Source organism: Stenotrophomonas sp. STEN022, assembly GCF_056760155.1.
Window position 1 is genome coordinate 45,178 of record NZ_JBRREG010000010.1, and the last position, 22,477, is coordinate 67,654.

The following is a 22,477-nucleotide window of genomic DNA, read 5'->3' on the forward strand; positions in this document are numbered from 1 at the left end:
GCGTGGCTAGGGGCTGCGCTGGAAAAGGGGTGTCTACCTATAAGACGTTTCGCCAAGGCCAAAGTTGCAGTGGCTGCTGTGATCATCTTCCATCATTGTCCTCACATTGGCCCGAGACGATCGCGACAATGCCGCATCGCCTGCGCCAGATACTTGGCCACCATGCTCTCGGATACGCCAAGCCGGCGTGCGATCAATGCATGCGACAGACCGTCGACGCGGAACAGCAGCAAGGCCAGGCGGGCATTGGGTGGCAGCTCGCGCAAGGCCTCATCGAGCCGCCGCAGGCGGTCCTGGGCGATGGCATTGCGCTCCGGGCCCGCGACAGGGTCGGCCTGCTGGGGGTCGGGCTCGCCGTTGCCGCCTGCGCGCTGTTCGCGTCGCGCCACGTCGATGGCGAGATTGCCGGCGACGCGGAAAATGAAAGCGCGCTGGTCGCGGATTTTCTCCTGCTGCGCACGGCTATCGGTCTCAAGCAGGCGCAGATAGGTCTCCTGCATGACCTCGTCGGCACGACTGCTGTCGCCCGTACGTCGCCGCAGGTGCCGCTTCAACTCGCCGTACAGGCCAAGGAAGGCATCAATCAGGCGCGAGCTCGGCGCAGTCATCAGTGCTGGCGGCCGTCGGTGGCATGCAGCGGTAGCATGCAGGCGGGCGTGAAGCGGGGCAGGGCAGGCGCATGGCGTTGCTTTCGCCAGCATGGCCCGGGATTCGACAGCAGCGGCATGGGGATCTCTCAACGGCGCTTGGCGCCGGCATCGGGTGGTCGGCTGGCCGCTATGCTCGCTGACCTGCACATCATACGTTCATCGCCGAGCGCGTGTCAGTTCCGCGCCTGGTCTGGCACTGTTCCAAGTCGCGCAGGCAGCGGTTGGCGCTGGAACCGGGCGAACATGCGCTCGCGGGAATGAGGACGGGAAGCAAAGCTGTGGTCAGCGCCACGTGGCATGGCATGGCTGTGCCGCGAGCACTTGTGGTGACGCTCAACTAGCCCAGGCCGCAGCGGTGTCCTTCCAATGCTTTCTTCTCGCCCGCAGGGCCCGCCCGACGCGCGACTCGGTTCTGCGCTCAAGCACGCAATCGATGTAGTCGGCAGCCAGCAGCAAGCCATCGAGATCTGCATTGCAGTTGATTCCCAGCTCGCCGAACAGATAGACCAGATCCTCGGTAGCCAGGTTGCCCGCCGCACCCGGTGCATGGTTGTCACCGCCAAGCCCGGAGATGGTACCGTCAAACGCGCGCACACCGTGCTCCAGTGCCTCGATGACATTGGCGATGGCCAGGCCGAAGGTGTCATGGAAATGCGCGGCCAAGCGGTGCATCGGTACTTCGCTGGCGCAGGCGCGCAACAGCACACCAACCGCTGCAGGGGTTGCACTGCCGGTGGTATCGCACAGGCTGATCTCGCGGCAGCCCATATCGTAGAACGCACGGACGATACGGATGACTTCCGCCGTCGTCACCAACCCTCCGAACGGGCAATGGACTATGGTGTCCAGTGTGGCCCGGACCTGGATGCCGAGGGATAAGGCGCGCCCGGTGATCTCATCAGCACGGCGCAGGCTCTCGCTGATGTTGCAGTTGAGATTGGCGCGGCAGTAGGCATCCGATGCGGCCGACGCGATGGTTATATCGCGGCAGCCATTGGCTATCGCCATCTCCAGTCCCTTCATGTCAGGGACCATCACTGAGCGGATGCGATCAAGCGGCGGTGGCCCCAGTAGTGCACATACCGCCGCGGTATCGGCCATCTGCGGCCGCCGGCGCGATGAGGTGAACGAGCCCAGTTCGACCTCCTTGATACCCGCCGATTCCAGCAATTCGACCAGGTTCATGCGGACGATGGCTGGCAATGCCTTCTGCTGGCATTCAAGGCCTCTGCGCGCACCAACCTCGATGATGCGGACACTGTCTTCCGGCGCCTCCTCGCGGCTATCCATTACCGCTCCCGCAGCTGGTCGAGCGCAGCGACCGCGAGATCGAAGCGGATGTGCTGCGCGGATAGCAGGGTCTTGACCACGTGAATGATCTCAGCTTCGCGGGCGCCGGCCAGCAAGGCCAGATCGCAGGCGTGCTGGCCGGGATCACCTTGCGCGATCACCTCGGCGGCGTGTGCATGCAGGTTGACCAAGCTCTGCGCCAGGCCAATCGCGGCGACGGCAAGGTCGACCGGGTACGTGCGGGACGCGTTGGCAGCGGCGGCGGTCTGCGCCGAGCCTATGTCCATCGCAGCGCAGCAGTCTTCCGTCTGTCCAGCCATCACCGGCAGGGAGATTCTTCCAGCCAGATGGCCGTGGTGATCGCGGTACCAGATGACCAATGGTCCCCCAAGGTCTTCGTGTGCCTTCCACGTACCCAGCTTGCCGCCGCTTGCAGCTTCCGTGGCAACAAGGGTGGAGTTCGCCGTGGCGAGAATATCTGCATTGCGTGCGCCGACACGCTTTTTGGCGATGCAGGTGAAGTTGTGAAGTTCGACGATACGCCCTGCCAACGAGCAGCCTGTGGCGGCGGCAAGCGATAGGTTGCCTGGATCGAAGGTCGCCTGCGCGCATAGCAGTTGGCGACCGGCAACCTCACTGATGGATGCTCCGTTCATTACACCGTTGGTCAGCTGCTCAATATATGGTGCAAGTTTCGCAACCAGTACATCAATGAGATGGGCATCGGATCGGTCAGGAACTTCGACAGTCACCACGATATCGAGGTGTGCAGTCGCCTCACTGGTTCTACGTACAAGCACATCAAGATCCCTGCAGCCGCCGCCACCTCTTGCGAGGGCCGGAATCATTGTATTGACGAGGCCGATCAGCAGGTTGCGTAGCTGCAATATCTGCAGGCGAGCGCTGTAAACATCGCGGATGGCACTGAATTGGATGCATGCGCGTAGCAACGGGCCCGCGCCAAATACCCGAAACCCACCGGTTGGACGCGAGAGTTCGGTGATGCATTGGAGGGCGCGGGCTTGTCCTGGCTGAAGCTCCACCACAGGTACGCGCTGATTCCTGCCGTTGATCGGCAGTTCTTCGATGAAGGTGATTGGCTGCATCGAGTGGAAGTGTTGGTGGTAGGGGATGGGCGCGTCGCCGTTCACAGGCGTTGCTCCTGTAGCGCTGTCAAGGCTGATGCAGAGGCTTTGTTTGCGCGGAATGTGCGCTATCGCTGGCGTTGAACTGCAAGGCGTCGCGTGTTCTGCGTGTGCATAAGTTGCGCTCAACGTGGTTTGTCCCGGCCTATCCATTTCTGGCGAGCATTGCTCAATCATCGAGAAACAATGTGCTCTGAAGAGTGCGGACGAAAGGTACAGTTTTTCCGTACAGAGGTGGCGTTGAGGCGTGTCTTCCAGTTCATAACAAAATGTCTATTTATGCTCTTTACAGGGTGCGTTGACGCATAGATACAGTGGTCGCCCCCGAAGAAATTTGTATGGATTCCTATGCGCTCTGAACCACGGAAGATTTCACTAGCGGAAAAAGTTGCCATGGACATCGGTCGTCAGATCCTCGCCGGTGTGCTGAAGCCCGGAGACAAGCTGCCTTCGTTGCGTGAGTACGCACGATTGAATGGCTACTCGAAGAACACAGTGATCTCTGCATTCGACCTGCTTGGCGAGCGAGCGCTGGTTGAAGCGCAGCACGGCAAGGGATTCTTCGTGCGCGGCGTGGAGGCGCCGCCAGAGCGTGATGTCGATGAAGAGCCGGTTGGCTACAGCAGGGTCATCGATACCTTGTGGATGATGCGCCAACAGGCCATTCGCGAGCCGGGGCGGTCACACCTCGCCGAGGGTTTTCCGCCTGTTGACTGGTTGACCTATATGCGACTTGATCGCTTTCATCGGCAGGTCGCGCGCAGTGGCAATGGCAGCTTGTTTCGCTACGGTAACCGCTACGGCTATCTACCGCTGCGACAGCAGTTGATCCGGCGCATGGCCATGCACGGGATGGAACTGGGTCCACGGCAGCTGGTGACCACATTTGGTGCCAATCATGCGTTGGACCTGATCATCCGACGCTACGTCGCGCCAGGCGATACGGTGTTGGTGGAGCAGCCTGGCTACTACCCGCTGTTCGGCAAGCTGCAGCTGCAGGGCGCAAAATCGATAGCAATCACACGCCGCGTAGATGGTCCTGATCTGGTTGAACTCGAGGCGGCGCTGCAGGCCAGCAAGGCGCGGGTTTTCTTCATGCAGTCAACCGCGCACAACCCGACCGGCACCGATGTCTCACCGGAAGTCGGCAAGCGTTTGCTGGAGTTGGCAGCGGCGCACAACGTGCTGATTGTCGAGAACGACGCAATGGCCGATTTCAAGCCGAACTCGGCGTTTCGCCTGTCGTCGCTGTCGCAGTTCAGGAATACGCTGTATGTGGGAAGCTTCTCAAAATCGGTTTCGGCGGCATTGCGCAGCGGCTTCATCGCCGGCGAGAACGCACACATTGAAGAACTGGCTGACCTGAAGATGCTGTTGCACATCGGCAGCAGCGAGTACGGCGAGCGCGTGCTTGAGGCGATCCTGCGTGAAGGCAACTTCCTGCGCCATGTCGGGCGTTTGCAGGATCGGGTGCGCGCTGCCACTGCCGAAGGTCTGGAAGTTCTTAACAGGCTGGATGCCACGGTTTATGCGACGCCGGAGCAAAGCCTGTATCTGTGGGCGCGTTTCGATGGCATCGATGATACCCGCTCGCTGACCGCTCGCTTGCTGTCACGCGGCGTTGTGCTGGCGCCGGGTGCGTTTTTCAATGTTGACTCGGAGCAGGTGTCGCCATGGACACGCTTGAACGTTGCCTATTTGAACGACAGCGTCTTCATCGACAGTCTCCGCGAAGAATTGGATCAGGCCGCAGCGTTTGTCTGAGGGTGGTACGTCCTGCTGGCGCTTTCGCTAACAGAGCTCACGGCAGAGTGAAATACATTGAAGATTCAACGCCAGTCGGAAAGCGAAAGCTTCAACTCGGCGTTGAAGCCTTTGGCTGATTGCAGTGGTATCGCGAAGACGTTCGGTGTCTGCTGGTTGATGCCGATGGCCTTGGTGCGGGCGGTGTCCAGCTCGGCCTCATTCTTGGGGCCACCTGCCCATTGGTCGTCACTCCAGACATAGCGCAGGCGCCAGCTGCCTGCGCTATCGGGTTTGGCGAATACCACCAGCGTGTTGCGGAACAGATACTCGCCAGGGATATGGTTTTTCAGGAACAGTGCGCCATCCACCTGGTAGCCGGCATTGCTGACGGCCAGATCGATGGAGAAGGCGATTTCGCTGCCGGCCAGGATCTTGCTGCTGTCCAGGAACACCGAGAACAGCACGGTTGAGCGCTTGTCCTTCAGCAGATTCCCCTGCGGATCGAAGATATCGCCGTACTCACGGCGGATGGCGCACTGGTTGGCCTGCGTGCGCGAGGTCAATTCATAGGTGTAGGCGCCGCGCGGTGCAACGGTGGCTTCGATGTAGTACGAGGATTCGATCTTCTTGCCGCGTTTGCGTGCAGCTTCGATCTCCGGCGGGAAGGGCAGGGCCGTGATATCCAGCTGGGCGGTGGCGCAGGTGTCGCCGAACAGGAAGCGGACCAGATTCTGGTAACCCTCCTCGGAGTTGACGATGCCGAAGTAGCCGCTATGGCTGCGGTTGACGAAGGCCCGTGGCGAGCCTTCGACATAGGCGTTGGCGATGCGAACCAGGCCATCGCTCAAGGCACCCACTGCGAATGAGGAAAGGCCGTGTGCGGCGGCGTAATCGCGTGCGTTGGTGCCGATCAGGCAGAACAGGCGCTCGGGTGGAAAGCCGGACGTGCCCAAGGTGTTGACCTTGTCCTTGGGCACCTTCAGGTACTTGCTCATGTTGCTGCGGTTGAAGTTGTTGATGTCGTTGATCGACAGCAGATTGGGCAGGTTGATGCCGCCGACTTCGATGCCGTTGTGCGGCGTTGCATAGGTGAAGGCCTTGTCCACCATTGCCCGCACCTCGGCACTGGCCACGTCCGGGTTCTGCAGCAGGCAACGGCAGATCAGCCCGCCCATCGAATGGGCGACCAGATAGACGCGGAATTCCTTGCGCATGGCCGCGTTGTTGCCGCAGATGCTGTCGCGCAGTTGTTCGATGCGTTTGCCCAGCGCGGTGGCGGCATCGACGATCGACGGGGTCTTGCCATCGCCGAAGGCCGGGTCGGCCGGGTCGTAGTAGCGATGGATGACGATGCAGCGTGGTGATATGCGGTCGCGACGCTCGGCGCCGAACTCGTAGACGTCGCGGTAGTTGTAGTCCTTCATCAAGCGCACCAGCGGTGACTCGAACACGAACTTGACGATGCTGCCGTCCTGCGCCTGGCGCATCTTGGTGGAACCGGCCTCGAAGCCCATGAATGGCGTGGAGGTGGTCTCCACGATCTCATCGCGGGTCATTGCATAGCCGCGCACATAGATGATCGGGAAGTAGGGGCGTTCGATACGTTCCATGGCCGGTCTCTGCGGGGGCTGCTGGCGATGGTGAACGGATTTTTGGGATTTGTCTTGAATGTGGTGCTGTGAGAGCTAACCCCTCCCCAACCCTCCCCTTGGCTGCGCCAAAGGGAGGGGGCCTAGCTCTGCCCCTTCCCTTGCGCATAGCGCAGGGGAGGGCTGGGGAGGGGTTGGCTTCTGCCATTGCAGCTCCTCTCCCCACAACAACCTATCCCTCACCCCCACTCCCACCCCGATCCAACTGCCGATAGCCAATCGCCTCTGTCAGGTGCAGCCGTTGGATCCCCGGCTCCCCTACAAGATCGGCAATCGTCCGCGCGACCCGCAGGATCCGGTGCATCGAGCGTGCCGACAGCTGCAATCGCTCCATCGCCTGTTCCAGCAGGTCGCTGTCGGCAGCAGATAGCCCACAGTCCCGCAGGGTTTCGGCTTGGCCAAGATGAGCGTTGGCCTTGCCAGCACGTTGCAGTTGTCGCGTCCTTGCCCGCATCACCCGCTCGCGTACCTCGGTGCTGCTCTCACCAATGGGGGCATCACCACGCAACTCACTTGGTGCCAGCCGTGGCACCTGCAGATGCAGATCGATACGGTCCAGCAGTGGGCCGGAAATGCGCGCGCGATAGCGGCGTATGCTCTCTGCAGTACAACGGCAGCGGCCACTGCTATCGCCGGCCCAGCCGCAAGGACAAGGGTTCATTGCGGCCACCAGTTGGAATCGCGCCGGGAACTCGATGCTGCGTGCCGCGCGGGATACGGTGACCACGCCGGACTCCAGCGGTTCGCGCAGCACCTCCAAGGCATGTCGGCTCCACTCTGGTAGCTCATCCAGAAACAAAACGCCGTTGTGCGCGAGGGAGATTTCGCCAGGGCGTGGATGCGAGCCGCCGCCAACCAGTGCAACCGCGCTGGCAGTGTGGTGCGGCGAGCGGTAGGGACGTTGCCGCCAGCGACTCGGATCAACACCGCGGCCGCTGATCGAGGCGATGGCAGCGGATTCCAAGGCTTCTTCTTCGCTTGCCTCGGGCAGGATGCCGGGCAGGCGCGAGGCCAGCAGGGTCTTGCCGCAGCCGGGTGAGCCCAGCAGAAGCAAGTGATGGCCGCCTGCTGCAGCAATCTCCAATGCCCGTCGCGCATGTTGCTGACCACGCACATCGCTGAGGTCGGCCAGTGCAGCCGGTTCGGTTGGCGGCACCTGCGCATCGGGTAGCTGCTTGCTGCCCGACAGTGCGGCGCAGACTTCCAGCAAGGTGCGTGCGACCTTGATGTCGGCATGCTGGGCCAGTGCCGCTTCGCCGGCGTTCCCTGGTGGCACGATCAGGCAGCGTTGGGCGTTGGCGGCTGAGATTGCGGCCGGCAGTGCACCATCTACCGCACGTAGTTCGCCGGTCAGTGCCAGTTCGCCGATGAATTCGTGGTTGACCAGCGCGTTGCGATCGATCTGGCCGCTGGCAGCGAGGATGCCGAGCGCGATCGGCAGATCAAAACGGCCGCCTTCCTTGGGCAGGTCGGCCGGCGCCAGGTTGATGGTGATGCGGCGCGCGGGATAGTCGAACTGTGCGCAGAGAATGGCGGCGCGCACCCGGTCTCGCGACTCGCGCACTGCTGCCTCGGGCAGGCCGACGATCTGGGTGAAGGGCAGGCCGCCGGACAGGTGAACTTCCACCTGCACCAGCGGTGCATGCACACCCGCACGGGCGCGGCTGTGCACCAGCGCCAGGCTCACGGCCCGGCGCTCAGGCGCTCTTGTCGCTGGCGCGGTTTTCGAGGGCGGCGACGGCGTGTTCCAGCGCGTCGAGCTTTTCACGGGTGCGCAGCAGGACGGCACGCTGCACTTCAAATTCTTCGCGGGTGACCAGGTCCAGCTTGCCAAGCCCTGCCTGCAGTGCGCTCTTGAAAGTGGCCTGCAGTTCTTCGCGCGAGTCGCGCAGGCCCGGCGGCACCAGGTCGCTCAGGCGGCGGGCCAGCGCATCAATGTGGTTGAGGTCGATCATGGGGTTTCTCCGCAGGGGTGAGCCGAGCCTAGGCGGCGGCTGCTGGTTGCGGGCATCGGTATCCGTTATTGCCAATGGTAAGGATAGTCCGGAACCTTGCTAGTGGCACGCCAGCCTGCACGGTATGCTGCAGGCATCACCCAAGGAGCCGACCTATGAAGATGATCATGGCCATCGTCAAGCCGTTCAAGCTGGACGACGTGCGCGAGGCGCTTGCCGAACGCGGCGTGGCCGGTATCACCGTCACCGAGGTCAAGGGCTTTGGTCGGCAGAAGGGTCACACCGAGCTGTATCGCGGTGCCGAGTACGTGGTCGATTTTCTGCCCAAGGTGAAGATCGAGGTTGCGGTGACCGATGCACAGGCTGACGAGGTGGTGGAAGCCATCGTCAAGGCCGCCGGCACCGGCAAGATCGGCGACGGCAAGGTGTTTGTGTACGACCTGGGCAGCGTGGTGCGGATCCGCACCGGCGAGCTGGATGCGGATGCGCTTTGAGGTTCGTGGGTTTTGGCGTTTTGAAGCGTTAGAGCTTTGGAGCACCCCTCCCCAACCCTCCGCTGCGCTATGCGCAAGGGAGGGGGCCAAGCTCTCTGCTCCGTCCCTTTGGCGCAGCCAAGGGGAGGGTTGGGGAGGGGTAGGCTTTAGCCTTTGATCCAACGATAGAGCCGCTTCCACGCATTACGCACTGCCTGCACCCAGCCCGGCTCGGCCAGCGCTGCGGCCTGTTCGGCGGAAGGCTGCTGTCCAGTCAGACGCTGACGCATCTTCACCAGGTTCTTCATGTCGCTGCGGCGCAGCTGCCGCGAGATCGGCCAGTTGCGTAACCAGCGTGGTGAGCGCAGTGCCGAGGTGAAGTCCAGCAATACCGGCACGCCGGCGCTGACCACCACATTGGTGCCGTGCAGGTCGTTATGGGTGATGCCGGCCGCATGCAGGCGTGCCAGCGCGTTCTGCAACTGGTCGAAGACTTCCTGGCTCACGCCCTGCACACCGGCACTCAAGGTGTCACCCGGGATGTATTCCATGCCCAATGCGAGGCCGCCCAGGGTGCCCAGCAAGGCTGGGGCGTGCCTCCAGCCCTGCAGACGCTTGAGCACCTTGGCTTCGCGGCGCACCAGCAGGCGTGCCACCGGCGACAGCGGCGTGCCCTGATAGCGGCGGTAGTCCTTGACCACCGCCGGGCGGCCGTCAAGTTCGGTGCGGTAGACGTCAGGCTCCAGCAGGCGTTCGCCGCGCTTGAGCAAGTGGTGGGTGGGAACAACCGCGTGTTCGCCGTCGAAATTGGGCAGTGTGTTCATGCAAACCTTCCTGACGCGGGCAACGGCGCGGGAAGCGTCTTGCAAAGCCGGTCTAACGTGCCCTGGGTGGGCGGGGATGTGCGGCAATTATAAAACTGCACAGTCCATGAATTGCTGAATGTAAAAAAAATGTAGGAATCTTGTGACGGAAATGATTGTTGCGATCACGCGGTTGTCACCGTTGGGGGCGTGTGTGCCGCGGCCGGCCCTGAACGAAAAACCCCGCGCCGTTGCGGGCGCGGGGTTCGGTTCACAGCACTGGCAGTGGGCTTATTCGCCCAGCGCCTTGGCCACGAACGGGGGGCTGACCAGCACGCCGGTGTGCAGCGGGGCGGTGTAGTACAGGGTGTCGAACGGTTTGGCGGCCGAATCGACCTCGCGGAAGCCGAAGCCGAAACCGGCCTGCTTGCTGGCCACGGTCACCGACCACCAGCCGGTCGGGTAGCACGGCTGCGGGAACGGCAGGGTCTTGAACGACTGGAAGCCGGCCTTGCCCATTTCCGAACGCATGTCCTTGATCAGCTCCAGCAGGGCCAGCGGGGACTCGCTCTGCTGCACCAGCAGGCCGTCGTCCTTCAGGGCACGGAAGCAGCTCTCGAAGAAGGCCTTGTTGAACAGGCCTTCGGCCGGGCCAACCGGATCGGTGGAGTCCACGATCACCACGTCCACGCTGCCCGGGGCGCAATTGGCCATGTAAGCCACGCCGTCGTCGAACAGCAGCTCGGCGCGCACGTCGCCGTTGGATTCGCACAGTTCCGGGAAGTACTTCTCTGCCATGCGGGTGACCTGCTCGTCGATGTCGCACTGGGTGGCACTTTCCACGCCCGGGTGCTTGAGCACCTCGCGCAGGGTGCCGCAGTCGCCGCCGCCGATAATGACCACGCGCTTGGGCGCCGGGTGGGTGAACAGCACCGGGTGGCTGATCATCTCGTGGTAGAAGAAGTTGTCCTTGGTGGTCAGCATCATGGCACCGTCGATGACCATCAACTTGCCCCAGTCGGTGCTGTCGTAGATCTCGATCTTCTGGAACGGCGACTGCACCTCGTCCAGCTTGCCGGTGATGCGGAAACCAATAGCCGAACCGGTCGGCTGGAAGTGTTCGATGAACCAGTTTTCGTTGGAGGTCATGATGATTCCTGGGTGCAATGGACTTTTCCCTTCTCCCGCGGGCGGGAGAAGAGCCTGTCCCCGCGAAGGCGGGGATGCCCCGAAGGGGCGGATGAGGGTAAGGGCGAAGCCTGTCACAGTCAGGTTTCACGCTTGCCCTCACCCCCGACCCCTCTCCGGGGGGGAGAGGGGAGGTAGTGAGGGCGCGGATTGTAACGGACCCTTGCCCCGCTAGCGTTAGAATGCGCGTCCTTATTTATCCACAGCTGAGAGTTGCTACGCCGATGAGCGATTGGTCCCTCGAACAGGCCCGCAAGACCTATTCGATTCCGCACTGGTCTGATGGTTATTTCGACGTCGATGCCGCCGGGCACGTCGTGGTCCGTCCCGCAGGCGCCCAGGGCGCGGCGGTGTCGTTGCCGCAGGTTGTCGATTCGGCGCGTGCCGCCGGCGCCAAACTGCCGTTGCTGGTGCGCTTCCCGGACATCCTCGGCCAGCGCCTGGGCAAGCTGCAGGCAGCCTTCGCCCAGGCCCAGTCCGACTGGGACTACGCCGGCGGCTATACCGCGGTCTACCCGATCAAGGTGAACCAGCACCGTGGCGTGGCCGGCACCCTGGCCAGCCACCACGGCGAGGGCTTCGGCCTGGAAGCCGGTTCCAAGCCGGAGCTGATGGCGGTGCTGGCGCTGAGCCGGCCGGGCGGGCTGATCGTCTGCAACGGCTACAAGGACCGCGAGTACATCCGCCTGGCCCTGATTGGCCGCAAGCTTGGCCTGCAGACCTATATCGTCATCGAGAAGCCGTCCGAGCTGAAGCTGGTGCTGGAGGAATCCAAGGCACTGGACGTGAAGCCGGGCCTGGGCGTGCGCATGCGTCTGGCCTCGCTGGGCGCCGGCAAATGGCAGAACAGCGGCGGCGACAAGGCCAAGTTCGGCCTGTCCCCGCGTCAGCTGCTGGACCTGTGGAAGGCGCTGCGTGACACCGAGTACGCCGATTGCCTGAACCTGCTGCATTTCCACATGGGCAGCCAGATCAGCAATGTGCGCGACATCGCCAACGGCATGCGCGAGGCCACCCGTTACTTCGTCGAGCTGTCGCAGCTGGGCGCCAAGATCAGCCACGTCGATGTCGGCGGCGGCCTGGGCATCGATTACGAAGGCACCCGTTCGCGCAGCTACTGCTCGATCAACTACGGCCTCAACGCTTACGCCAGCAACATCGTGCAGCCGTTGGCCGAGGCCTGCGAGGCGCATGGCCTGACCCCGCCACGCATCATCACCGAGTGCGGCCGCGCGATGACCGCGCACCACGCCGTGCTGATCGCCAATGTGTCGGAAGTGGAGCAGGCAGCCGAAGGCCGCGTGCCGGAAGTGCATGACGACGAGCCAGCGGCAATCCGCCACCTGCGCGAGATCCACGAGGAACTCGACCAGCGCCCGGCGGTGGAGCTGTTCCAGGAAGCCCAGCATTTCCATGCCGAGGGCCTGAGCGCCTACGCTCTGGGCCAGATCGACTTGCCGCAACGTGCACGCATCGACGACCTGTTCTACGCCATCGCCAACGGCGTGCGTGCGCGCCTGAGCTATGACGAGAAGAGCCATCGCTCGGCGCTGGACGAACTGAACGACCGCTTGGTCGACAAGTACTTCGTCAACTTCAGCGTGTTCGAATCGATCCCGGATGCATGGGCGATCGATCAGGTGTTCCCGATCGTGCCGATCGAGCGCTTGAACGAGCGCCCCGAGCGTCGCGGCGTGATCGCCGACATGACCTGCGATTCTGATGGCATGGTCAAGACCTACGTCGAGAACGAAAGCCTGGACAGCTCGCTGCCGCTGCACGCGGTGCGCCATGGCGAGAGCTACCGCATCGGCTTCTTCCTGGTCGGCGCGTACCAGGAAATCCTCGGCGACATCCACAACCTGTTCGGCGATACCGATGCGGTGGAAGTGGTGGTGGAAGACGACGGTTACGTGATCACACAGCAGCGTCGCGGCGATACCACCGACGTGATGTTGGATTACGTGGGTTACAGCCTGGATGACCTGCGTGCCTCGTACCGCAAGCGTGTGGCTGATGCCCAGCTCTCGGCCGAACGCGCCGCAGAGTTGGACGCAGCGTTGGAAGCCGGCCTGACCGGCTACACCTATCTGTCAGACGAACCGCTGGCATAGCAACGTACGCCGCATCTAAAAGCCCCTCTCCCGCCTGCGGGAGAGGGGTTGGGGTGAGGGGAAGCTTCTAAGCAGACAAACCCGAATTACCCCCGAAACACCTGAAACCCAGCAAACGACTGACTCACCGGCATCAACTCGATGCGGTTGACGTTCAAGTGTGCAGGCAGCGTTGCCACCCAGAAGATCTGCTCGGCGATGTCTTCAGCCGTCATCGGGCTGGCACCTCCATACAGCTGATCGGATGCGGCCTGGTTGCCATGCGTACGCACCAGGGTGAATTCGGTTTCGGCCATGCCCGGTTCGATCGCGGTCACGCGCACGCCGGTGCCATGCAGGTCCGAGCGCAGGCCCAGCGAGAACTGGCTGACGAAGGCCTTGGTGCCGCCATAGGCATTGCCACCCGGGTACGGGTACAGCGCGGCGGTGGAGCTGATGTTGATGATCGCGCCACGGCGTTCTACGAGCTTGGGCAGCAGGTGATGGGTCAACGTGACCAGCGCGGTGATGTTGGTGTCGATCATCGTGCGCCAATCTTCCAGGCTGGCGTGCTGGGCAGCGGCGGTGCCTTGGGCGAGACCTGCGTTGTTGACCAGCAGGTCGATGTCGCGGAAGGCAGGTGGCAACGCAGCAAGTGCCGCTTCCATCGCGGCGGCATCGCGGATGTCGAAGGCGGAGGCATGGATCTTGTCGGCGCCGAATTCTTCCACCAGCGGCTGCAGGCGCTCGGCACGACGACCGGTAGCGATCACTTTCCAGCCCGCAGCAACGAAGCGACGGACAGCGGCGGCGCCGAAGCCGGACGTGGCACCGGTGATCAGAGCGGTCTTGGACATTGCGGAATCCTTGGGGCGGGGGATCTGGATTTTCGCACTTTGCGGCGGTGGGGGTGTGGGGAGGTGGGGCCGACGTCACATGCAAAAGCAAAAGCAAAAGCAAAAGCGCCCCCTCATCCCAACCCTTCTCCCGCAGGCGGGAGAAGGGCTAAAGCCAAAGCCAGGAGCCAAAGCCAGGAGCTAAAGCCAAGAGCCAAAGCCAAGAGCCAAAGCACCCTTCCCCAACCCTCCCCTGCGGCGCAAGGGAGGGGGTGACTGCGTGATCTGTCGGGCTGCGGTGTGGCGAAGCGAGGCCGCGCTCTGCTCCCTCCCGTGCGCCGCAGGCGCAGGGGAGGGTTGGGGAGGGGGGCTCTTTGCAGGTAAAACAACGTAGCAAGAACAATCGACGCACGATTAAGCCCTGGGTGCGCTCCGCTTACCCGGGCTACAACGGCACAAACAAAAAGCCCCAACACCAAAGCGATGTCAGGGCCTGAATGTTCAAAGGGCTCTTCGAGCGATCTGTCAGTCGCAACAGCCCCCTTGAGTCAAGGGGGCGCGCCGACAGGCGCGGGGTTGTGGGTGTAACGGGCACGGGGCCCAAAGTTTGCTTCACAAACTTTGGGGTAACACCGCCTTCAGCGGTGTTACTGCGCCTTGATCGCCATGGCCTGCAAGCCAGTGCCGTTGAGCTTGGCCTTGGCCTCGGCCAGTTCGCTGGCGGTGCCATACGGGCCCATGCGTACGCGGTATACGGTGTTGCCGTTGATCTGTGCCGATTCCACGCGCGCTGCCAGGCCCATCATCGCCAGCTTGGCCTTGGTCGATTCGGCATCACCCGAAGCACCGAATGCACCTGCCTGCAGGATGTAGCGCACGTTCTCGGTCGCTGCTGCCGGCGCGGCAGTTGCAACCGTCGCAGCCGGGGCAGGCGTTGCTGCGGCAGGCGCCGGCTTGGGAGTCGTGGCTGCAGCTGCCGGGGTAACGCTGGCAACCTGCGCCGGGCGGGCAGCGGTTTCGCTGATCGGTGCCGGCTGGCGGGTGGCTTCGCTCACCGGTGCCGGCAACGGACGTCCTTCCAGTGCAGCCTGCGCACGCTGGGCATCGGTTGGCGGGGTGACCGGCGTTGCAGCCGCAGTCGCGCGCGCCGCAGCAGCACGGCGCTGTTCCTCGGCCTTGGCACTGGCTGCCAACTCGGCGTCGGACATCTGTACTTCGGTGCCTGGCAGCAGGGTGTAGAAGTCGTACTGGGTGGCTGGCTTTTCCTCCGGCTTGGCAGCGGAAGGCGTGGCTGGCTTGTTCGATTCCACCCCGGCGTCGACGTCGGCGTCAGCAACCGGTGCCGGCTGTGCGTCCGGATTGGGTTGCGGGCCTACGCGCAGGAAACCGTCGCCGTCCTTCTTGAACAGGTTCGGCGCCGCCAGGAACACCACTGCCGCAATCGCCACGCCGGCAACCAGCCACACCCAGCCGGGCGTGCCATTGTCGTTGTTGCGCCGGGCTTGGGTTTTGCCGCGTCGTGCTGCCATGTCTACTGCGTCTCCAGGTGTTTACATCTTTTCCGGGGCACTGACGCCCAGGATGCTCAGGCCATTGGCCAGGGTCTGCCGTGCGGCGCTGGCCAAGGTGAGCTTGGCGTTGCGCTCGGCTGCATCATCCACCAGCACGGGGGTGCCGTGATACCACGTGTGGAAAGCGTGTGCCAATTCACGCAGGTACTGCGCGACCTGATGCGGTTCCAGCGCGATACCGGCCGCTTCCACCACTTCCGGGTAACGCGAGATTTCGTTCATCAGTTCCAGCGAGGCGTCGTCGCCCAGGTGCGACAGCGCGGCCAGGCCGTCGGCCTGCTTGTAGTCCAGGCCCTTTTCCTGCGCCTGGCGCAGCAGTGAGCACACGCGGGCATGCGCGTACTGCACGTAGAACACCGGGTTGTCGCTGCTCTGCTGGCGGGCCAGGTCGATGTCGAAGGTCAGCTGCGAATCGGGCTTGCGCGCGATCAGGAACCAACGCACCGCATCGCTGCCCACTTCCTCGATCAGGTCACGCAGGGTCAGGTAGCTACCGGCACGCTTGGACAGCTTCACTTCCTCGCCGCCGCGCATCACCGTCACCATCTGGTGCAGCACGTATTCCGGCCAGCCCTTGGGAATGCCCAGGTCCAGCGCCTGCAGGCCGGCGCGCACGCGTGCCAGCGAGCCGTGGTGGTCGGCGCCGAGCTCGGTGATGGCGCGTTCGTAACCGCGCTGCCACTTGCTCAGGTGGTAGGCCACGTCCGGCAGGAAGTAGGTGTAGGTGCCGTCGGACTTGCGCATCACGCGGTCCTTGTCGTCACCAAAATCGGTGGAGCGCAGCCACAGCGCGCCGCCTTCCTCGTAGGTGTGTCCGGAGCTGATCAGCTGCTGCACGGTCTCGGCGACCTTGCCGTCCTTGTACAGCGAGCTTTCCAGGAAGTAGATGTCGAAATCCACGCCGAATGCAGCCAGGTCCAGGTTCTGCTCGTTGCGCAGGTAGGCAACGGCGAAGCGGCGGACTTCCTCCAGGTTCTCGGCATCCTTGGCGCCGACGACCTGGCTGCCTTCCAGGTCCACGGTCTCACCCAGCAGGTAGGCCTTGGCCACGTCGCCGATGTATTCACCGTTGTAGGCTTCGGTCGGCCACTGCTCGTCGCCCGGCTTGAAGCCACGTGCACGCGCCTGCACCGACTTGGCCAGGTTTTCGATCTGCACGCCGGCGTCGTTGTAATAGAACTCACGCTTGGCGTTCCAGCCGTTGGCTTCCAGCACGCGGGCAATGCAATCGCCGATCGCACCGGCGCGGCCGTGGCCGACATGCAGCGGGCCGGTCGGGTTGGCCGACACATATTCGACGCCGACGCTGCGGCCGTTGCCGCTCAGGTTGCGGCCATAGTCCTCGGCTTCCTTGAGCACACTGACCACTTCGCGCTGGTAAGCCACCGGCGAGAGTTTGAAATTGATGAAGCCAGGGCCGGCGATCTCGACATTGACGATGTCGTCACTGGCCGGCAACGCGGCAAGCAGCGCCTGCGCAACGGCGCGCGGATTGCTGCGCGCGGCCTTGGCCAGCAGCATGGCGGCGTTGGTGGCGAAATCACCGTGTTCGCGGGTCTTGGGTCGCTCGACCACGAAATCCGGCGGCAGGGTGTCGGCAGGCAAAGTGCCGTTGGCGCGCAAGGCTTCGATGCCTTGGCCGATGAGGGCGCGGAGTTGGGCTTTCACGTGACTATTCTGCTTGAAGCGCGGAACTGACCATTTTACCTGACCTGCGTCACGGCCGCCCGCGAGCTGCCCGCAGAGGTCAGCAATGTCAAAAAAACAGAAAGACCGCGGCGGCCAGCGGGCAAGGGGGATTCCGGTCCCCGGCGTTGCGGATTTGCGGTGTGGGATACGGGTGAGGTGGTTCAGGCTGAGCCGTTCAGACCCAGCCCCGCGCGGCCAGCGACACCGGTGCGCCGTCGCCGATCACGAAATGGTCGAGCAGGCGGATATCCACCAGCGCCAAGGCCTGCTGCAGCCGCGTGGTGATGGCGCGGTCGGCCGCCGACGGTTCAGGATTCCCGGACGGATGGTTGTGGCCGACGATCACCGCCGCAGCGTTGTGGGCCAAGGCCTGGAGGACGACTTCACGCGGATGTACCTCGGCGCTGTCTACCGTTCCTGTGGATAACTCTTCAAAGGCCAGTGCCCGATGGCGGTTGTCCAGGAATAACGCCGCGAACACCTCCTGCGGCCGGTGGCGCAGGCGCTGGGCGAAGTAGCGGCCGGCGGCGGCTGGGTCGGTCAGTGCATCGCCGCGTTCCAGTGCGGCGGCCAGATGGCGCCGACTCAGTTCCAACGCGGCGCTGAGCTGGCAGGCGCGGGCCGGGCCCAGCCCTGGCAACTTGGCCAGTTGCGGCGCACTGCGGTCCAGCAGCACCCGCAGCGGGCCGTGAGCTTGCAAAAGCTCGCGCGCGGTCTGCACCGCATCACGCCCGCGCAGGCCCGAACCGAGGAAAATTGCCAGCAGCTCCGCATCGGAAAGTGCGGCTGTACCTCGTGCCAGTAGTTTTTCGCGCGGGCGTTCAGCGCTGGGCCAATCACGGATGTGCATGAGTGGCAGATTCACCGCCATTTGCCAAAAACTGGATCAGGCGTAACAAAGCCTTCGGTTAAGCTAACCCTTCTTCTGTACCTAGGAATCCCCATCCGTGACCGCCGTTTCCCCCACTTCCCGCCCCTTGGAAGGACAGAAGCTGCTGCTATGCGTAGGCGGCGGTATCGCTGCGTACAAGTCGCTGGAGCTGGTGCGTCGGCTGCGTGATGCCGGCGCCACCGTGCAGGTGGCGATGACGGCTGGTGCGCAGCAGTTCGTCACTCCGCTGAGCTTCCAGGCGCTGTCCGGCCACCCCACCCGCACCACGCTGTGGGACAGCGCCGCCGAGCAGGCGATGGGCCATATCGAACTGGCGCGCTGGGCCGACCGCATCATCATCGCGCCGGCCACGGCCGACCTGCTGGCGCGGCTGGCGCACGGCAATGCCGACGACCTGGTGACCACGCTATGCCTGGCCAGTACCGCGCCGCTGACCGTGTGCCCGGCAATGAATCACCGCATGTGGCTGCATCCGGCCACCCAGGCCAACATGGCACTGCTGCGCGAGCGCGGCGTGCAGGTTATCGGGCCCGAGGACGGCCCGCTGGCCGAGGGCGAATCCGGCCCCGGTCGGGTCAGCGAGGCACCGACCATCATTGCCGCGCTGGCTGGCAACCTGGCCCCGCCGGCCCCGGCCAAGCCGGGTCGCCTGAACGGCATGCGCGTGCTGATCAGCGCCGGCCCCACCTACGAAGACCTGGACCCGGTGCGCTATGTCGGCAACCGCAGCAGCGGCAAGATGGGCTATGCCCTGGCCGCTGCCGCCGCCCGGCAGGGCGCGCAGGTGGTGCTGGTCAGCGGTCCGGTGCAGCTGGCCACGCCGGCCGGTGTGCAGCGCATTGATGTGCGCTCGGCCGCGCAGATGCGCGAGGCCGTGCTCGGCGCCTTGCCGGCCGATATCTACATCGGCGCCGCCGCCGTGGCCGATTACACGCCGCGCCAGGTCTCGCCGCAGAAGCTGAAGAAGACCGCCGGCACCCAGACCCTGACCCTGGAGCTGGTGCGCACCGCCGACATCCTGGCCGAAGTGGCCGTGCACGAGCAGGCCTTGAAGCTGGTGGTGGGCTTCGCCGCCGAAACCCACGATGTGGAGAAGTACGCGCGCGGCAAGTTGGCCGACAAGCATCTGGACCTGATCATCGCCAACCAGGTCGGCATTGCCGGTAATGGCTTCGAGAGTGACCAGAACGCGGCCGTGGCCTACTGGAACGGCGGTCTGCGCGAGTTCCCGGGCACCGCCAAGACCCAGCTGGCCGAACAATTGCTGGATTTGATTGCCGAGAGGTTGGACGCATGAGTAATGAGCTGCAGCCCTTGCAGGTGAAGTTGCTGGACCCGCGCTTCGGCGACAGCTGGCCGCTGCCGGCCTACGCCACCGAGGCCAGCGCCGGCATGGACCTGCGCGCGGCGACCGAGGCGCCGCTGACGCTGGAGCCCGGCGATGCGGCCCTGCTACCCAGCGGCATCGCGATCCATATCGCTGATCCGGGTCTGTGCGCGGTGGTTTTGCCGCGTTCGGGGCTGGGTCACCGCCACGGTATCGTGTTGGGAAATGGCACTGGCTTGATCGATGCCGATTACCAGGGTCCGCTGCTGATCAGTGTGTGGAACCGCGGCCGCGACGCCTTCACCATCGAACCGGGCGACCGTATCGCGCAGTTGGTGGTGATGCCGATTGCACGCGTAACGTTGCAGGTAGTAGATACTTTCATCGACAGTGCACGTGGAACGGGTGGATTCGGCCACACCGGGGTGCGCTGACAGGGGGAACGCACGATGAGCCAAGGCAATGAGAGCGGGCGGCCACGTCCTGCGCTGGGTCGATCAACACCACTGCTGGCGGTACTGCTGCTGTTGTTGGCCGGGTGGTTCGGCTGGAGTGCGGTAGATCAATGGATGCAGTCCGGCACCAGTGCCGGCCTTGAGCAATCCCGCGATCAGGCCGTGACCGGCGTGCAGCAGGCACTGGCTGCGCAGACCGCACAGTTCGGCAAGCAGTTGGCGCTGGAGCCGGTCAAGGCCGCGCTGGCCAGCGGCGATGCCGCCGCCGTCGCCTTGGCGGTACGTGACAAATGGACCGGCGTGGAAGATGCGCAGGTACTCGACGCCAGCCTGGCCGAGGCTTATGCCGAGCCGGTGGCGTTCGGCTACTCGCGGCTGGCGCTGCTGGAACAGGCCATGGCCACCGGCCAGCCGGTGGCGCTGGTGGTCCGTGATGGCGGCAGCCCGCGCCTGGGCCTGGCCGCACCGGTGCTGTTGCAGGGCAAGCCGGCGGTGATCTACATCCGTCAGCCGTTGACCCGGCTGACCTCCGTGTTCGATGGCATTGATTCGCCGGGCAGTGCCTTCCTCGGGCTACGCCAGGGCGGTTTCACCATCGTCCAGAAGGGCGCCACTGATCTGGGTAGCAGGGCCGATGCACTGGCGCGCCCGGTCGGCGATACCGGCCTGCGGGTTGTCGCCGAGCTGCCGGATGCCAGCACCGGCTTGATGGGCCTTGGCGTGATTGCCAGCGCTATCGTGGCGCTATTGCTGCTGGCTATTGCCTTGCTGTTGCTGCTGGGACGCAAGCGTTTGGCGAATCTGCCGGTCCTGCGCAAGAGCACCGCTCAGGCCGACGATGGTGGTCCGACCTTGCAGGAAGCGCTGGAGCAGGACCCGCAACCGCTGCCGGTCGCGGCCAATGCGCGCGCTGGCGATGCGCCGCAGGCGCGCGCTGAGCCGGGCGCGGACGCGGTATTGCCGGTCATCTTCCGCGCCTATGACATCCGTGGCGTGCTTGGCACTGAATTGAATGCCAATGTCGCCACGCTGATTGGCCAGGCCATCGGCAGCGAAATGCAGGCGCAGGGTCTGCGCGATGTGGTGGTGGGTCGCGACGGTCGTCTGTCCGGGCCGGAGCTGGCCGATGCCTTGATCACCGGCCTGCGCCGCGCTGGCTGCGATGTGATCGATATCGGCATGGCACCGACCCCGGTGGTGTATTTCGCCAGCTATCACCTGCGTGCCGGCAGCTGCGTGGCGGTTACTGGCAGCCACAACCCGCCGGACTACAACGGTTTCAAGATCGTCATCGGTGGCGAGACGCTGTCCGGCGACGCCATCACCGACCTGTACAAGCGCATCCAGGAAGGCCGCCTGCAGCATGCCGACAGCGAAGGCAGCCTGCAGCAACGCGAGGTCATCAACGACTACGTGCAGCGCATCGCCGATGACGTGCAGCTGGACCGCCCGCTCAAGATCGTCGCCGACGCGGGCAATGGCGTGGCCGGCGCGGTGGCGCCGCAGTTGCTGGAAGCCATCGGCGCCGAGGTGATTCCGCTGTACTGCGAGGTGGATGGTGACTTCCCCAACCACCACCCGGACCCCAGCGACCCGCACAACCTCGAAGACCTGGTGCAGATGGTCAAACGTTTCGACGCCGACCTTGGCGTGGCCTTCGATGGTGATGGCGACCGCCTCGGCGTGGTCACCAAGGACGGCAAGATCATTTTTGCCGACCGCCTGCTGATGTTGTTCGCCGCCGATGTGCTGGCGCGCAACCCCGGCGCGATGGTCATCTACGACGTGAAGTGCACGGGCAAGTTGTCCGATTACATTCTGCGCAACGGCGGCAGCCCGATGATGTGGAAGACCGGGCATTCCTTGGTCAAGGCCAAGATGCGCGAGACCGATGCCGAGCTGGCCGGCGAGATGAGCGGCCACTTCTTCTTCAAGGAGCGCTGGTACGGCTTTGATGATGGCCTGTACGCCGCGGCACGCCTGCTGGAGATTCTGGCGCAGCGTGATGAAGAACCGTCCGAAGTGCTGAACGAGTTGCCGGACGCGATCTCCACGCCGGAGCTGAAGGTTGCGGTGGAAGAGGGCACACAGCATGCACAGGTGGCCTTGATCGTGGGCGCAGCGCAGGTTGAGGACTCTCCATTTGCAGGCGCGCGTATCTCGACGATCGATGGCCTGCGTGCCGACTTCAGCGATGGTTGGGGTCTGGTGCGTGCCTCCAACACCACACCGGTGCTGGTGTTGCGCTTCGAGGCCAACGATGAAGTGGCGCTGGAGCGGATCAAGGGTGTGTTCCGGGAGCAGCTGCTGCAGGTGTTGCCGGAGGGGACTGAACTGGGGTTCTGATCGGTTCTTGTTTGGAAAAAAGCCGTCCGCGTTTTGCGCGGGCGGCTTTTTGCTTTCGTAGGCTTTGATTTTCGCGTGTCGCTTTCCTGCATGGTGGGTTTGCCGGGTGCTTGGGATTTTTGCAAAGAGCACCCCTCCGCAGCCCTCCCCTTGGCTACGCCAAAGGGAGGGAGACAAGCGGTTGCGCTTCGATCTGACAGGCTGCGCGCACACCGCCCCCTCCCTTTGGCGTAGCCAAGGGGAGGGTTGGGGAGGGGTTGCCGTGGTCGTTGCTCTTGCCTTCGCTTGCGCTGGCTTGTGGGGGCGGGGGGCACCCCGGAGCGAAATGGGCCGCCCCGGGAAAAACCCCGCAAAATTTGGTTAATAAAG

General features: G+C 63.9%; 18 protein-coding genes. 6 read left to right on the forward strand and 12 right to left on the reverse strand.

The features are described 5' to 3' along the window. Positions 1 to 101 precede the first annotated feature (101 nt). The 3 genes from ACVOMF_RS03970 to ACVOMF_RS03980 all read right to left on the reverse strand — a co-directional run bounded on the left by ACVOMF_RS03970 (position 102) and on the right by ACVOMF_RS03980 (position 3,091). Positions 102 to 608, reverse strand: a complete 507-nt coding sequence (locus tag ACVOMF_RS03970) for an RNA polymerase sigma factor (RefSeq protein WP_481508125.1) — start codon at positions 606 to 608, stop codon at positions 102 to 104. Between the two features lie 375 nt (positions 609 to 983). After that, positions 984 to 1,940 (reverse strand): hydroxymethylglutaryl-CoA lyase, encoded by a 957-nt coding sequence (locus ACVOMF_RS03975; protein WP_481508126.1) that lies wholly within the window; start codon positions 1,938 to 1,940, stop codon positions 984 to 986. Next, positions 1,940 to 3,091 (reverse strand): hypothetical protein, encoded by a 1,152-nt coding sequence (locus ACVOMF_RS03980; RefSeq protein ID WP_481508127.1) that lies wholly within the window; start codon positions 3,089 to 3,091, stop codon positions 1,940 to 1,942. Before ACVOMF_RS03980 ends, ACVOMF_RS03975 begins: the two co-directional genes overlap by 1 nt. A 342-nt stretch (positions 3,092 to 3,433) precedes the next feature. Between ACVOMF_RS03980 and ACVOMF_RS03985 the strand changes: the two genes are divergently transcribed. After that, a complete protein-coding gene (locus ACVOMF_RS03985; protein ID WP_481508128.1) occupies positions 3,434 to 4,849 on the forward strand; it encodes an aminotransferase-like domain-containing protein in 1,416 nt (471 codons plus the stop codon). A gap of 65 nt (positions 4,850 to 4,914) precedes the next feature. Here the strand turns inward: ACVOMF_RS03985 and ACVOMF_RS03990 are convergent, their stop codons facing one another. The 3 genes from ACVOMF_RS03990 to ubiK all read right to left on the reverse strand — a co-directional run bounded on the left by ACVOMF_RS03990 (position 4,915) and on the right by ubiK (position 8,435). After that, positions 4,915 to 6,441 carry an esterase/lipase family protein gene (locus tag ACVOMF_RS03990; RefSeq protein ID WP_481508129.1) on the reverse strand — a complete coding sequence of 509 codons (1,527 nt, stop codon included), beginning with the start codon at positions 6,439 to 6,441 and terminating at the stop codon, positions 4,915 to 4,917. 211 nt (positions 6,442 to 6,652) lie between these two features. Next, complete coding sequence (locus ACVOMF_RS03995; RefSeq protein WP_481508130.1) at positions 6,653 to 8,167, reverse strand: YifB family Mg chelatase-like AAA ATPase; 1,515 nt, start codon at positions 8,165 to 8,167, stop codon at positions 6,653 to 6,655. Positions 8,168 to 8,177: 10 nt separating this feature from the next. Then, positions 8,178 to 8,435 carry a ubiquinone biosynthesis accessory factor UbiK gene (gene ubiK, locus ACVOMF_RS04000; protein ID WP_481508131.1) on the reverse strand — a complete coding sequence of 86 codons (258 nt, stop codon included), beginning with the start codon at positions 8,433 to 8,435 and terminating at the stop codon, positions 8,178 to 8,180. Positions 8,436 to 8,590: 155 nt separating this feature from the next. On the opposite strand from ubiK, the gene ACVOMF_RS04005 reads away from it, so the two are divergent. Beyond that, entirely contained in the window at positions 8,591 to 8,929 is a 339-nt protein-coding gene (locus tag ACVOMF_RS04005) for a P-II family nitrogen regulator (RefSeq protein ID WP_054662546.1), read from the forward strand. A 146-nt stretch (positions 8,930 to 9,075) separates the two neighbouring features. On the opposite strand, the gene ACVOMF_RS04010 is transcribed toward ACVOMF_RS04005, so the two are convergent. Beyond that, positions 9,076 to 9,732, reverse strand: coding sequence for an RIO1 family regulatory kinase/ATPase domain-containing protein (locus tag ACVOMF_RS04010; protein ID WP_481508132.1), 657 nt, complete (start codon positions 9,730 to 9,732; stop codon positions 9,076 to 9,078). Positions 9,733 to 10,002: 270 nt separating this feature from the next. Further along, complete coding sequence (speE, locus tag ACVOMF_RS04015; protein WP_481508133.1) at positions 10,003 to 10,860, reverse strand: polyamine aminopropyltransferase; 858 nt, start codon at positions 10,858 to 10,860, stop codon at positions 10,003 to 10,005. A 263-nt stretch (positions 10,861 to 11,123) separates the two neighbouring features. Here speE and speA point away from each other — a divergent pair, with 263 nt between their 5' ends. Continuing rightward, a complete protein-coding gene (gene speA, locus ACVOMF_RS04020; protein WP_481508134.1) occupies positions 11,124 to 13,013 on the forward strand; it encodes an arginine decarboxylase in 1,890 nt (629 codons plus the stop codon). A gap of 86 nt (positions 13,014 to 13,099) precedes the next feature. On the opposite strand, the gene ACVOMF_RS04025 is transcribed toward speA, so the two are convergent. The 4 genes from ACVOMF_RS04025 to radC form a co-directional block, all read right to left on the reverse strand. Beyond that, the gene (locus ACVOMF_RS04025; protein WP_481508135.1) at positions 13,100 to 13,849 is read right to left on the reverse strand and encodes an SDR family NAD(P)-dependent oxidoreductase; all 750 of its coding nucleotides are present in this window, start codon (positions 13,847 to 13,849) and stop codon (positions 13,100 to 13,102) included. 626 nt (positions 13,850 to 14,475) lie between these two features. After that, the gene (locus ACVOMF_RS04030) at positions 14,476 to 15,357 is read right to left on the reverse strand and encodes an SPOR domain-containing protein (RefSeq protein WP_481508136.1); all 882 of its coding nucleotides are present in this window, start codon (positions 15,355 to 15,357) and stop codon (positions 14,476 to 14,478) included. 21 nt (positions 15,358 to 15,378) lie between these two features. Then, complete coding sequence (argS, locus tag ACVOMF_RS04035) at positions 15,379 to 17,067, reverse strand: arginine--tRNA ligase (protein WP_481508137.1); 1,689 nt, start codon at positions 17,065 to 17,067, stop codon at positions 15,379 to 15,381. A gap of 196 nt (positions 17,068 to 17,263) precedes the next feature. Beyond that, positions 17,264 to 17,938, reverse strand: coding sequence for a RadC family protein (gene radC, locus ACVOMF_RS04040; RefSeq protein ID WP_481508143.1), 675 nt, complete (start codon positions 17,936 to 17,938; stop codon positions 17,264 to 17,266). Between the two features lie 97 nt (positions 17,939 to 18,035). On the opposite strand from radC, the gene coaBC reads away from it, so the two are divergent. From coaBC to ACVOMF_RS04055, 3 genes are read left to right on the forward strand one after another with little or no spacing between them, the layout of a single operon-like run. Further along, positions 18,036 to 19,277, forward strand: a complete 1,242-nt coding sequence (gene coaBC, locus ACVOMF_RS04045) for a bifunctional phosphopantothenoylcysteine decarboxylase/phosphopantothenate--cysteine ligase CoaBC (protein ID WP_481508138.1) — start codon at positions 18,036 to 18,038, stop codon at positions 19,275 to 19,277. Further along, complete coding sequence (gene dut, locus ACVOMF_RS04050; protein WP_481508139.1) at positions 19,274 to 19,741, forward strand: dUTP diphosphatase; 468 nt, start codon at positions 19,274 to 19,276, stop codon at positions 19,739 to 19,741. The genes coaBC and dut overlap by 4 nt, the downstream gene beginning before the upstream one ends. A gap of 15 nt (positions 19,742 to 19,756) precedes the next feature. Further along, complete coding sequence (locus tag ACVOMF_RS04055) at positions 19,757 to 22,108, forward strand: phosphomannomutase/phosphoglucomutase (protein WP_481508140.1); 2,352 nt, start codon at positions 19,757 to 19,759, stop codon at positions 22,106 to 22,108. Positions 22,109 to 22,477: the final 369 nt, after the last annotated feature.